Origin of the sequence: Citrobacter sp. wls615, assembly GCF_005281355.1 — a bacterium.
In the GTDB taxonomy this organism is placed as follows: Bacteria; Pseudomonadota; Gammaproteobacteria; order Enterobacterales; family Enterobacteriaceae; genus Citrobacter; species Citrobacter werkmanii.
The window spans coordinates 142,288-155,248 of record NZ_SZXM01000005.1 but is presented as its reverse complement, the minus strand read 5'-3'; the positions used below and the strand labels follow the sequence as shown (position 1 = coordinate 155,248).

The 12,961-nt window shown below is 49.6% G+C and carries 9 protein-coding genes; 6 read left to right on the top strand and 3 right to left on the bottom strand.

Going from position 1 to position 12,961, the window contains the following annotated elements:
• Position 1: 1 nt before the first annotated feature.
• Complete coding sequence (gene prlC, locus FDX04_RS01445) at positions 2–2,044, bottom strand: oligopeptidase A (RefSeq protein WP_137370359.1); 2,043 nt, start codon at positions 2,042–2,044, stop codon at positions 2–4.
• Positions 2,045–2,252: 208 nt separating this feature from the next.
• On the opposite strand from prlC, the gene FDX04_RS01440 reads away from it, so the two are divergent.
• The 4 genes from FDX04_RS01440 (at position 2,253) to FDX04_RS01425 (ending at position 6,919) form a co-directional block, all read left to right on the top strand.
• On the top strand, positions 2,253–3,095 hold the full coding sequence (locus FDX04_RS01440; RefSeq protein WP_061380963.1) for a 23S rRNA (adenine(2030)-N(6))-methyltransferase RlmJ: 843 nt from the start codon (positions 2,253–2,255) through the stop codon (positions 3,093–3,095).
• A 104-nt stretch (positions 3,096–3,199) separates the two neighbouring features.
• Entirely contained in the window at positions 3,200–4,555 is a 1,356-nt protein-coding gene (gene gorA, locus FDX04_RS01435; protein WP_137361628.1) for a glutathione-disulfide reductase, read from the top strand.
• Between the two features lie 440 nt (positions 4,556–4,995).
• Positions 4,996–6,177, top strand: a complete 1,182-nt coding sequence (locus FDX04_RS01430; protein WP_137370358.1) for a DUF262 domain-containing protein — start codon at positions 4,996–4,998, stop codon at positions 6,175–6,177.
• A complete protein-coding gene (locus tag FDX04_RS01425) occupies positions 6,167–6,919 on the top strand; it encodes a hypothetical protein (protein WP_212734313.1) in 753 nt (250 codons plus the stop codon). Before FDX04_RS01430 ends, FDX04_RS01425 begins: the two co-directional genes overlap by 11 nt.
• 225 nt (positions 6,920–7,144) lie before the next feature.
• On the opposite strand, the gene FDX04_RS01420 is transcribed toward FDX04_RS01425, so the two are convergent.
• Positions 7,145–8,308, bottom strand: a complete 1,164-nt coding sequence (locus FDX04_RS01420; protein ID WP_085049058.1) for a mandelate racemase/muconate lactonizing enzyme family protein — start codon at positions 8,306–8,308, stop codon at positions 7,145–7,147.
• Positions 8,309–8,491: 183 nt separating this feature from the next.
• Between FDX04_RS01420 and FDX04_RS01415 the strand changes: the two genes are divergently transcribed.
• Complete coding sequence (locus tag FDX04_RS01415; protein WP_137370356.1) at positions 8,492–9,418, top strand: LysR family transcriptional regulator; 927 nt, start codon at positions 8,492–8,494, stop codon at positions 9,416–9,418.
• A 65-nt stretch (positions 9,419–9,483) separates the two neighbouring features.
• Here FDX04_RS01415 and FDX04_RS01410 read toward each other — a convergent pair whose 3' ends face one another.
• Positions 9,484–10,878 carry a cytochrome-c peroxidase gene (locus tag FDX04_RS01410; protein ID WP_042311765.1) on the bottom strand — a complete coding sequence of 465 codons (1,395 nt, stop codon included), beginning with the start codon at positions 10,876–10,878 and terminating at the stop codon, positions 9,484–9,486.
• 427 nt (positions 10,879–11,305) lie between these two features.
• On the opposite strand from FDX04_RS01410, the gene FDX04_RS01405 reads away from it, so the two are divergent.
• On the top strand, positions 11,306–12,955 hold the full coding sequence (locus tag FDX04_RS01405; protein WP_137370355.1) for an alpha,alpha-trehalase: 1,650 nt from the start codon (positions 11,306–11,308) through the stop codon (positions 12,953–12,955).
• The last annotated feature ends 6 nt before the right edge of the window (positions 12,956–12,961 follow it).

The following is a 12,961-nucleotide window of genomic DNA, read 5'->3' as shown; positions in this document are numbered from 1 at the left end:
ATCAGCCCTTGATGCCGTAATGCGCCAGCATGGCATCGAGCTGAGGTTCACGGCCGCGGAAGCGTTTGAACAGCGTCATCGGCTCTTCCGAACCACCACGGGTCAGGATGCTATCGAGGAATGACTGACCGGTTTCGCGGTTGAAGATGCCTTCTTCTTCGAAGCGGGAGAATGCGTCTGCCGCCAGCACGTCGGCCCACAGGTAGCTGTAGTATCCCGCCGCATAGCCACCGGCAAAAATGTGGCTGAAGGCGTGCGGGAAGCGGCCCCAGGTTGGGCCAGGCACCACGGCGACCTGTTTCTTAATTTCGGCCAGCGTCTCAAGGACCTTCGCCCCCTGCTCCGGGTTGTACTGCGCGTGCAGGCGGAAGTCGAACAGGCCGAACTCCAGCTGACGCAGAATAAACAGCGCGGCCTGGTAGTTTTTCGCCGCCAGCATTTTATCCAGCAGTTCCTTCGGCAGCGGTTCGCCGGTCTCATAGTGACCGGAGATAAACGCCAGCGCTTCCGGCTCCCAGCACCAGTTTTCCATAAACTGACTTGGCAGTTCGACCGCATCCCACGGCACGCCGTTAATACCGGACACCCCGGCGGTTTCGATGCGGGTCAGCATATGGTGCAGGCCGTGACCGAACTCGTGGAACAGGGTGATCACTTCGTCGTGGGTAAACAGCGCCGGTTTGCCGTTCACCGGACGGTTAAAGTTACAGGTCAGATAGGCGACCGGTTTTTGCAGCGTGCCGTCGGTTTTACGCATCTGGCCAACGCAGTCGTCCATCCACGCCCCGCCGCGTTTGTGTTCACGGGCGTACAGGTCAAGGTAGAAGCTGCCGCGCAGTTCGTTGCTTTCATCATACAGTTCGAAGAAGCGCACTTCCGGGTTCCAGACGTCAACGTCGGTACGCTCTTTGGCGGTAATGCCGTAAATACGTTTCACCACTTCAAACAGGCCGTTAACGGCTTTGTTTTCCGGGAAGTACGGGCGCAGCTGTTCGTCACTGATGCTGTACAGATGCTGTTTTTGTTTCTCGCTGTAGTAAGCGATATCCCACGGCTGCAGCTCATCAACGCCAAATTCTGCTTTGGCAAAGGCACGCAGCTGGGCCAGCTCTTTTTCACCCTGCGGACGGGCGCGTTTGGCCAGATCGGTCAGGAAGTCGAGCACCTGCTGCGGGTTTTCCGCCATTTTGGTGGCCAGAGATTTAAAGGCGTAGCTTTCGAAGCCCAGCAGTTGTGCCAGTTCGTGACGCAGCGCGAGGATCTCTTCCATTACCGGGGTGTTGTCCCACTTGCCCGCGTTCGGCCCCTGATCGGAGGCGCGGGTGGAGTAGGCGCGATACAGCTCTTCACGCAGAGCCTGGTTGTCGCAGTAGGTCATTACCGGCAGGTAGCTTGGGATATCCAGGGTCAGCAGGTAGCCTTCCTGCTCTTTGGCTTCAGCCTGGGCTTTCGCCGCCGCCAGGGCGCTTTCCGGCATTCCGGCAAGCTCCGCTTCGTCGGTCACCAGCCTGGTCCAGCCCATGGTGGCATCGAGCACGTTGTTGCTGTACTGGTTACCCAGCTCAGACAAACGGGTGGCGATTTCGCCGTAGCGCTGTTGTTTCTCTTTCGGCAGGCCGATACCGGACAGTTCAAAATCGCGCAGCGCGTTATCGACCGCTTTTTTCTGTGCAGTGTTCAGGGTGGCGTAATGGTCGCCATCACGCAGGTCGCGGTACGCTTTGTACAGACCTTCATGTTGCCCAACCCAGGTGCTGTACTCGGAGAGCAGCGGCAGCGTCTGCTCGTAGGCTTCACGCAGTTCCGGGCTGTTTTTCACCGAGTTCAGGTGGCTGACCGGAGAGAAAATACGCCCCAGCACATCGTCTACTTCCGCAAGCGGCTGGCAGAGATTTTCCCAAGTGTACGGCGCGCCCTGCGCAACGACTCGCCCAACGTTTTCGCGACAATCGTTCAGCGCCTTAGTAACGGCTGGCACAACATGTTCGGGCTGAATTTTAGAAAACGGCGGCAGTTCGAAGGGAGTCAGCAATGGATTGGTCATTAGCGCGGTCCTGTTGAAAAGAGTGAATGAAGCGCGTATCCGGCGCTGTGCATATTAATTTGTACAATGGGGTTAAGTGTAGAGGATTTCAATGCTCACCGTGACGGAAAGACGCCCGGTGGTGCTACGCTTACCGGGCCTACGGGTAATCTGTGCCGATCTGCTGTAAACTGTCGAAAATCGTCATTTCAGCGGAATTTCATTACCCATGCTCAGCTATCGCCACAGTTATCACGCAGGCAACCACGCCGACGTCCTTAAACACACCGTTCAGAGCCTGATCATTGAATCGCTCAAAGAGAAAGAAAAACCGTTTCTCTATCTGGACACCCATGCTGGCGCAGGCCGTTATCAGCTGAGCAGTGAGCATGCCGAACGTACCGGTGAATACCTGGAAGGTATTGCCCGTATCTGGCAGCAGGACGATTTGCCTGCTGAACTTGAACCCTATATTTCCGTGGTGCAGCATTTCAACCGTAGCGGCCAGTTGCGCTACTACCCAGGCTCCCCGTTAATTGCACGTCAGCTGCTGCGCGAACAGGACAGCCTGCAATTAACCGAGCTGCACCCGAGTGACTTTCCTTTGCTGCGCGGCGAATTTCAAAAAGATGAACGCGCACGCGTAGCCAAAGCCGACGGTTATCAGCAGCTAAAAGCAAAATTACCGCCGGTTTCCCGCCGCGGTCTGATCCTTATCGATCCGCCATACGAAATCAAAACCGACTACCAGGCGGTAGTGTCCGGCATTAACGAAGGCTACAAGCGCTTCGCAACGGGCACCTATGCGCTGTGGTATCCGGTGGTCCTGCGCCAGCAAATCAAGCGCATGATCCACGATCTGGAAGACACTGGTATCCGCAAAATTCTGCAAATTGAGCTGGCGGTGCGCCCGGACAGCGATCAGCGCGGCATGACGGCGTCCGGCATGATTGTGATTAACCCGCCGTGGAAGCTGGAGCAGCAGATGAACAACGTCCTGCCGTGGCTACATAGCAAGCTGGTTCCCGCTGGAACCGGACACACTTCCGTAAGCTGGATCGTGCCGGAGTAATCGCAGCCATCGGTGGAACCTTTTAATTTCAGGTATACAATCGCGAATATTTTGGCGGATGGCGTAACGCTTCTCCGCCCTACAATGAACATGAAGGAGCGGTCATGACCAAGCACTATGATTACATCGCTATTGGCGGCGGCAGCGGCGGTATTGCCTCCATTAACCGTGCGGCAATGTACGGCCAGAAATGCGCACTGATTGAAGCCAAAGAGTTAGGTGGCACCTGCGTTAACGTTGGCTGCGTACCGAAAAAAGTGATGTGGCATGCCGCACAAATCCGTGAAGCGATTCATATGTACGGCCCGGATTACGGTTTCGATACCACCATTAATAAGTTCGACTGGGATAAACTGATCGCCAGCCGTACCGCCTATATCGATCGCATTCATACTTCGTACGACAACGTGCTGGGTAAAAATAACGTTGATGTGATTAAAGGCTTTGCCCGCTTCGTTGATGCCAAAACCATTGAAGTGAACGGTGAAACCATTACTGCCGATCATATTTTGATCGCCACCGGCGGACGCCCGAGCCATCCGAATATTCCAGGCGTGGAATACGGTATCGACTCCGATGGTTTCTTTGAGCTGCCAGCGCTGCCAAAACGTGTAGCCGTTGTTGGCGCAGGCTACATCGCCGTTGAACTGGCAGGCGTAATTAACGGCCTGGGCGCAGAAACTCACCTGTTCGTGCGTAAACACGCGCCGCTGCGCAGCTTTGATCCGATGATCGTCGAGACGCTGGTCGAGGTGATGAACACCGAAGGTCCAACCCTGCATACTCATGCGATTCCGCAAGCGGTCATTAAAAACGCCGACGGCAGTCTGACTCTGCAACTGGAAGATGGCCGTAGCGAAACGGTGGATTGCCTGATTTGGGCGATCGGTCGTGAACCAGCCACCGATAACTTTAACCTAGCCGTTACTGGCGTGAAAACCAACGAAAAAGGCTACATCGTCGTTGATAAATACCAAAACACCAGCGTACCGGAGATTTATGCCGTTGGCGATAACACCGGTGCCGTTGAGCTGACGCCGGTTGCCGTTGCCGCGGGCCGTCGTCTGTCCGAGCGTCTGTTTAACAACAAGCCGGACGAGCATCTGGACTACAACAACATCCCGACCGTGGTCTTCAGCCACCCGCCGATTGGCACCGTGGGCTTGACCGAGCAGCAGGCTCGCGAACAGCACGGCGATGACCAGGTGAAAGTGTATAAATCCTCGTTTACCGCGATGTACACTGCCGTGACTTCACACCGCCAGCCGTGCCGCATGAAGCTGGTTTGCGTGGGTCCGGAAGAGAAGATTGTTGGTATTCATGGTATCGGTTTTGGCATGGACGAAATGCTGCAAGGCTTCGCGGTGGCGCTGAAAATGGGCGCGACTAAGAAAGACTTCGATAACACCGTTGCGATTCACCCGACGGCGGCCGAAGAATTCGTCACCATGAGGGGTTAATGTCAAAAACCCACCTACACGCGTTCGTACTGTAGAAGAGCTGAGAGGCCAGAGCATCGTTCCCTGGCCTTTATTTAACTCATCGATATACTGCCTCTTCTAACGCGTTTATGCCGCAAATCTCACTAGCGCAAGCTCATCGATAACGAGATTCAGTAGTGCTAGTAGCCAGGAAGATATCTTTCTCTTTGGCAAATTTAAGCTCTGATTTCGTCATATTGCTTAAACCAGCTTTGGTTGGTATCTTCGTGTGCCTGAACACCTTATCTACCCTTGTCACCAGTCATAATGGCGGTGATCACAAGAAAGAAAACATTCACTAAATCATAATGTTAGATAATATCAAAGCGAGTTTCTAGCACTCCAAAGAAGTGATCAATTTTAGTTGACCATTACAGGGAAAGATTAGAAAATCATTGAAAAACTGGGAGTTAGTGAAAATGGAAAATAGAGTATATTACGGAGAATACTCACTACGTCACTGGATTGACTTAGTGTTAAAGAAAAATATTGTTTTACCTGACTATCAACGTTATTTCGTTTGGAATGAGAAGAAGGTCGAAACGCTCATTGAAACATTTACAAAAAAGCAGTTTGTTCCTCCTGTAACTATTGGCGCCTTCAAATTTAGAGACAGTAATAAAAACTTACTATTAGATGGCCAACAGAGGGTAACAAGTATTTTACTGGCATATTTAGGTCTCTACCCTGATGCCGCAAATTATAAATTAAAAGTTGATTCTTTTGCCAACGATAACGATGATGACAATAACGACGAACTTTATGACAACATTCTAGAGTGGAACTTCAAAAGTTTAGTTGAAAAGGGAACAACCAAAGTAGAGATTTTACGTAACATTCAGCCAGGAAACTATAAACACACTAATCTGAACATAACTGATGAGTTCTTAGATAGTAATTTCCTTGGGTTTTCATACTTAGTTCCTCAAACATCGGATGAAAAGACACAACAAAGTTATTACTCATCAGTATTTAGAAACATAAATATTCAAGGTGAACCGTTATTACCACAAGAAAGTAGAGCTTCTTTATACTTTCTAGACCAAGAATTGGTTGGGTTATTTGATCCTGATTTTTCTAAAAAAATTATAATCAAGCTTATTAGTAGTGAATCAAAAGCCGATTTCATTCGATATCTAGCACTTTTATCACAATATTATATTGATGGAGATAGTTGGAAGATAGCTCGTGGCTACAAGCAGAAAATGGAGAAGCTATACGAAGAATATATTTTCTTTGCAATAAACGGGAAGGATTCCGATATATTTGGAAGTTTCTTGAGTGTTTTTCCAGATAAAAAATATAAAGTTCACTTAGATAATCTAGAAAAAACGTTGACTGAGATGGATTTACTGAAAAAATACACATCCATTATTGAACTGGATACTTACCTTTTTGGTATTATTTATCACATTCTTTTCGAAAAGAAACAGATTGATACATCAAAAAAGGAGAGTATACTTGAAAAGTTGGAAAATAAAATAGCCGAATATAAGTTGGACAGTTCTCATTTAAAAAGCCCTAACAACTTAGGCCATCTTAGAAAGAGAATATCAGATTCTATTGCTATCTATGGGGTATATACAACCAATGAATCATAATAAATTTATATTATCCCCTATAGAAGATATACTCGTAGATGTAACCTCTGCATGTATTGGTATAGGTTCAGGTGTAGAGACCTATCCGTTATGTGATTATGTAATGCAGTCAACTTTACTTAAGATGACAGGCGCTCAAGAACAAAAAATGAAATGCATCTGCTGGGAACTTGCCACGAATGATTATGAATATAGATATCAAAGATTCAGTTTGAATCCTTTTGGCGAATGTTCAAACTATCAAGAAAAAAAAGAGATTTACAAAGATTTAGTTAAACAAATAGAAAAAAACAGTGAATTAAGATTCGAAGACGGCTTGATAGAGAATAGTCTAATATTACAAAACACGAATCATGCAATAATAAGTTCTTTTGAAAACACAAATTTATTAATTTGGGCTAAAAAGCATTACCTTGAGTACGAGTCTCTTTGGTCTAATATTACCGAAAAATATTTCGCTAACAAAGAAAATCTTTTTATCAATAAAAAGAACATCGGGAAGGGTAGTGAGAAAGATCTTGTCGATATGTACGACTATTTATATAAACACCGAAACAGAGTCGCTCATAACACTCTTTCATATCAACAAAACCTTCCAACTTTAAAGACTTTATTAAACGAAAATTATCAATATGAAAATTATTTCATTTACTTTTCTATGTTAGTACTGATTGATAACATCTTTATTTCATTATATGAGCACTATCTTAAAGCTATGAATCAGCCCGGCCAGAATATATAATTGAAATCATATCAAAGAACACTGCTCGCTAAACGCATGCCTCATCATCGCTGAAACGAGCGCTGTGATTAAATTGGTTCTTAAATAGCCCCATGTTAATGATGCATACCATTAAAATGGACAGACTATTACAGTACTATGCGCTAATTGCCCACGTGTAGACGCTATTCACTTAACACGCGCCCCTCCGGCAACCAGAGGGGCGTTATCTCACCGCCGCCAGCGCTATTCGGCCAACGCGCGCATCTCTTTAATCAGGTCAGATTTACCTTCAAACCCTATGCCCGGCAGTTCTGGCATGACGATATGACCCTCTTCCACCTTAACTGAATCCGGGAAACCGCCGTACGGCTGGAACAGATCCGGATAACTTTCATTCCCACCGAGACCAAGACCCGCCGCAATGTTCAGCGACATCTGATGACCGCCATGCGGTATGCAGCGTGATGGGGACCAACCAAACTGCGCCAGTACGTCGAGGGTACGCAGATATTCGACCAGACCGTAGGAAAGCGCACAGTCAAATTGCAGGTAGTCGCGATCCGGGCGCATGCCGCCGTAGCGCAGCAGGTTGCGCGCATCCTGATGAGAAAAGAGATTTTCACCTGTCGCCATCGCGCCTGGGTAAAATTCTGACAGCGCGGCCTGGAGAGAATAATCCAGCGGGTCGCCGGCTTCTTCGTACCAAAACAATGGATAATCCCGTAGCATTTTGGCATAGGCAATACTGGTTTCCAGATCAAAGCGGCCATTGGCATCGACGGCAAGACGCGCTTCGTCGCCAATTTCAGTCAATACCGCTTCGATACGGCGACGGTCTTCTTCCAACGATGCACCGCCGATTTTCATTTTAACCACGTTGTACCCGCGGTTCAGGTAGCCCCGCATTTCCTGACGCAGCGCGCTCAGGTCTTTACCCGGATAATAGTATCCCCCCGCTGCGTAGACAAAGACGCGTGGATTCGCCTCAACGCCCTTCATCTCAGCCAGCAGACGGAACAACGGCTTATTGGCAATTTTGGCAACGGCATCCCAGATAGCCATATCCAGCGTACCCACAGCCACCGAGCGCTCACCATGCCCCCCCGGCTTTTCATTACTCATCATGACGTCCCAGATTTTATGCGGATCCAGGTTATCGCCTTCGGCATTCAGCAGACTTTCCGGGTCAGCGTCCAGAATGCGGTTACGAAAGCGTTCGCGGATCAATCCCCCCTGGCCGTAACGGCCATTAGAGTTAAATCCGTATCCCACCACGCGGCGGCCCTCTATCTCAACATCAGTCACAACGGCCACCAGGCTGGTCGTCATCTTGCTGAAATCGATATAGGCGTTACGAATAGGGGAAGCGATGGGTTTGGTAATTTCTACAACATCGAGGATACGCATGTTTTCTCCGGCGGGTTGTTAGTCAGTTATGCTCGCACTTACGCGCCTGTAAAAAGTGATAACTCATGCCGGTTTATTATTGGCATAATGCATCCAGGCAGCATTTAAGGACGCCATCGTCCTGTATTTCTCCATCTTAAGCAGTGTTCATTTACTGATCTAATGCCAAAGAGGCTGGCTGTAATGCAAAATCGGCATCACCTGGAACTCACCTGGCTTGAAGACTGCGTTGCACTGGCGCAGTCACTCAATTTCTCCCGTGCAGCCGCTTCCCGATATGTGACGCAGCCCGCATTCAGTCGGCGCATTGTTTCGCTGGAAGAGTGGCTTGGAACGCCGATTTTTGAACGTAACCGCCGTGGCGTCAGCCTGACTCGTGCGGGGGAAGTTTTCGTCGCTCAGGTGCCCGAACTGATCCGGGCGCTATACACCCTGAGAAATGAAACCATCGAAGCGGCGGGAAATACCCGACCGGATGTTATTTTCTCCGCAACGCATTCCCTGTCGTTCTCATTTTTTCCGGCGCTGATGCGTAATAACGAAAAAATCGCCCGTTTCGGCTCATTTCGCCTGCTGTCAGACACGCTCAGCGCCTGTGAACGGATGATTGAAAAAGGGGATGCGCAGTTCCTGCTGTGTTATTACCACCCTCACATGCACATCAACCTTGATCAGACGAAATATCTCAGCGTCCGCCTTGGGCGAGAAACGTTAATACCTTACGCCAAATGCGATCCCCGCTCTCATCAGCCGCTCTGGCAGGCTACGGGGGGCAAAAAGTTTCCGTTTCTCTCCTTCTCTGCAGAATCCGGTCTGGGGAGGATCCTCTCGAATACGTCACCGGTGAATCATGCCCGACGCGGTATGGACATCGCCTTCACCGCCGATCTGGCCGCCACGCTGCTGGCGATGGTTAAAGCCGGGGACGGCATTGCCTGGCTGCCGGAAAATCTGGCGGCTCCGGACGTTCAGGCCGGGACGATCGCCGCAGCGGCTCCACAGAAGTGCGGGTTATGGGTACCCATTGATATCCGACTGTTTCGACCTGCAGGCAGAATGTCCAGAGCGGTAGAAGAATTATGGGAAATATTCGTGGGCGAGCAGAGGTAAACACCCGCCAGGTAAAGGAGAATTATCCAGCCTGCAAAATGCGCCAGGCTGGATAGGGGCAATAATTATTTACCCTGCATGTACGGCGTATAAACCCCATTCAAACTTTCGAGGAACGCCACGATATCGTCGATATCTTCCTGCGGCAGTTCTTTACCCACCTGATAACGCAGCATCAATTTAACCGCGCCATCAAGCGTTGGCACATCACCGCGATGGAAATAAGGCGCAGTCAGCGCAACGTTACGTAATCCTGGAACTTTCTGACGAAGTTTGTCACGTAGTTCATTGGTCACGTTCATCCTGCCAATATCTGCGGCAGTAACTTCGCCGAAATTAAAGTCCTTTTTCAAACCTAATGGTTCAAATGAGCGTCCGCCTAAAATAATACCTCCGTGACAGGTCGCACACTTATTTTCTTTAAATAATTGATAGCCATGTTTTTGCTGGGCCGTTAACGCCTCCTCATCACCACGTAACCACTTATCAAACGGCGAATTTGGCGTAATCAGCGTTTTCTCAAACTCAGCAATCGCATCAGTAATATTATCTCCGCTGAACCCCTGTGGATAAACCGCAATAAATTCTTGCTTCAATAGCGGATCTTTATCCAGCTTCTGGATAATTTCATCCCAGGATTTAGACGCCATTTCAATTGGGTTCAACGGCGGACCACCTGCCTGCGCCTGCAATGTCGGCGCACGACCATCCCAGAACTGTTCCACGTTGAAGACTGAGTTAAACACCGTTGGCGCGTTGATCGGCCCAACCGCTCCGCCTACGCCAATTGACGTTTTCCGGCCATCCACACCACCCGCATTCAGGGCATGACAGTGCGCGCAAGAGATCGTGCTGTCGCCGGAAATACGTGGATCGTGATAAAGCGTAAAGCCCAGCGCCACCTTCCGGGCATCGGTCGGGATGCTTTCTGGTATTGGCTGTACGGGTTCATTACGATGCTGCGCGGCGGTATCATTACTGGCGTAGTACTGTTCACGCTGTTTCGCAATCCAGCCCAGAATTTCTTCGCGCTCCGCATCGCTCACTTTACCGGCCCAGTGCAGCGCGGTATAACGCGTCGGTGGCATGGTGTCGTACTGCATCACCCATTCAATTTTATTCAGGTCGCTTTGCGAAACGGGTTTATCCGCGACCAGCGCCGCACGAACGGCCTCAAGATTGAAGGATTTGTATCCCAGTTGAATGTCGTAATTCATCAACTGCTTAGCGACAGGAAAAGAAGAATAGAAAGGTAATTCAGCCGAAGGCGTGTGACAATAATCGCATCCTTTTTCGCGTAAGAATCCTAAAACTTTATTATTTGCTTCCAGCGAAGAGGCCTGAACATCAGCCTGTTTGCTCCGTTGATTATCGTGATACCACACATAACCGGATAATCCAAAATAACAAATCACGACGCCAGCTATGGCAATCGCGGTAAGACGGGTAATGATTTTCATTATTTTACCCTCACCGTTGTGAGTTATTGTGACCCAGAAAAATTAGAATAATTAATGCACAGTCTTTGTCAGACTTGACCATCATAGGAAATGAGGGGATTACTATTTTGATAAGTATCAAGCAATTACATGGAAGAGAACTATCAATAGAATAGCCTGTGCCTATTATAGCGTTAAGCCATTAGCAGGTTTCGTTCACACCTCGTTGCAATCGAATGTTCTGAAAATGGAATATCTTAAGGTCGCGTACGATTCTGAATTATTCATTATTATCATTGAGATAGTTTAATTTTTTAAATAACGCGTGACTCTAAAACGTGATCAACCGCACGCTTTACTCAGCCAATACCGAAGCGAATGTCTACGCTTAACTGACGACCGGGCAACAGCCTTACTATTTCAACGTCCATCGGAGGTCTTTCTCATTATGCTCAACCAGAAACTACCCCACGCCCCTTCTGAAGAACTGACGATCGACATCGATCTGCTTTATGAAATGGATCCGTGCGAGTTAAAGCTGGATGAAATGATTGAGGCAGAGCCTGAGCCGGAGATGATTGAAGGGCTGCCCGCCTCAGATGCCTTAACCCCGGCCGATCGTTACCTTGAGCTGTTCGAACACGTTCAGTCGTCGAAACTGTTTGCCGATAGCAAAACCTTCCCCGACTGTGCGCCCAAAATGGACCCGCTGGACATTTTGATCCGCTATCGCAAGGTCAAACGCCATCGGGACTTTGACCTGAAGCGCTTTGTTGATAACCATTTCTGGCTCCCGGAAACGCCCTCCAGCGAATACGTTTCTGACCCGGCAAATTCGCTGAAAGAGCATATCGATCAACTATGGCCAGTGCTGACGCGCGAACCGCAGGACCACATTCCCTGGTCCTCTCTGCTGCCGTTACCGCAGTCATATATTGTGCCCGGCGGACGTTTTAGCGAAACCTACTACTGGGATTCCTATTTCACCATGCTGGGTCTGGCAGAGAGCGGTCGCGAAGATCTGCTGAAATGTATGGCGGATAACTTTGCCTGGATGATCGAAAACTATGGTCACATCCCAAATGGTAATCGAACGTACTACCTGAGCCGCTCGCAGCCGCCAGTCTTTGCGCTGATGGTGGAACTGTTTGAAGAGGATGGCGTACGTGGTGCGCGCCGTTATCTTGATCATCTAAAAATGGAGTACGCGTTCTGGATGGATGGCGCCGATTCGCTGGTGCTCAACCAGGCCTACCGCCACGTAATCAGAATGTCGGACGGATCCTTGCTCAACCGCTATTGGGACGATCGTGATACGCCGCGCGATGAATCGTGGCTTGAAGACGTCGAGACCGCCAAGCATTCGGGGCGACCGCCCAATGAGGTGTATCGCGATTTGCGTGCAGGCGCGGCCTCCGGATGGGATTACTCCTCGCGCTGGCTACGCGATGCAGGTCGCCTTGCCAGCATACGCACGACACAATTCATCCCAATTGACCTGAACGCATTCCTCTACAAGCTGGAGAGCACCATCGCCAATATTTCGGCGCTGAAAGGTGATAAAGAAGCTGAATCGCTGTTTCGCCAGAAAGCCAATGACCGGCGCGATGCGGTGAATCGCTACTTATGGGATGATGAAAACGGCTGCTATCGCGATTATGACTGGCGACGTGAACAAATGGCCCTCTTCTCTGCCGCCAGTATCGTACCGCTGTATGTCGGCATGGCAACGCATGAACAAGCCGACCGGCTGGCCAATGCGGTACGCAGCCGCCTGCTAACGCCAGGGGGCATTTTAGCCACAGAACATGAAACCGGTGAGCAGTGGGATAAACCCAACGGCTGGGCACCGCTGCAATGGATGGCTATTCAAGGTTTCAAACTGTATGGCGACGACCATCTTGGCGATGAAATAGCCCGTAACTGGTTGAAAACGGTGAATCTCTTTTACCAGGAACACCACAAACTTATCGAAAAATACCATATTGCCGACGGCATGCCGCGCGAAGGCGGCGGCGGAGAATATCCGTTGCAGGACGGCTTTGGCTGGACAAACGGCGTGGTGCGCCGACTCATCGGTCTGTATGGCGAACCTTAGCCACTA

Bases quoted from the DNA above. Each gene is read 5' to 3' on its own strand.
- prlC (WP_137370359.1), bottom strand. From the start codon at position 2,044: ATGACCAATCCATTGCTGACTCCCTTCGAACTGCCGCCGTTTTCTAAA.
- FDX04_RS01440 (WP_061380963.1), top strand. From the start codon at position 2,253: ATGCTCAGCTATCGCCACAGTTATCACGCAGGCAACCACGCCGACGTC.
- gorA (WP_137361628.1), top strand. From the start codon at position 3,200: ATGACCAAGCACTATGATTACATCGCTATTGGCGGCGGCAGCGGCGGT.
- FDX04_RS01430 (WP_137370358.1), top strand. From the start codon at position 4,996: ATGGAAAATAGAGTATATTACGGAGAATACTCACTACGTCACTGGATT.
- FDX04_RS01425 (WP_212734313.1), top strand. From the start codon at position 6,167: ATGAATCATAATAAATTTATATTATCCCCTATAGAAGATATACTCGTA.
- FDX04_RS01420 (WP_085049058.1), bottom strand. From the start codon at position 8,308: ATGCGTATCCTCGATGTTGTAGAAATTACCAAACCCATCGCTTCCCCT.
- FDX04_RS01415 (WP_137370356.1), top strand. From the start codon at position 8,492: ATGCAAAATCGGCATCACCTGGAACTCACCTGGCTTGAAGACTGCGTT.
- FDX04_RS01410 (WP_042311765.1), bottom strand. From the start codon at position 10,878: ATGAAAATCATTACCCGTCTTACCGCGATTGCCATAGCTGGCGTCGTG.
- FDX04_RS01405 (WP_137370355.1), top strand. From the start codon at position 11,306: ATGCTCAACCAGAAACTACCCCACGCCCCTTCTGAAGAACTGACGATC.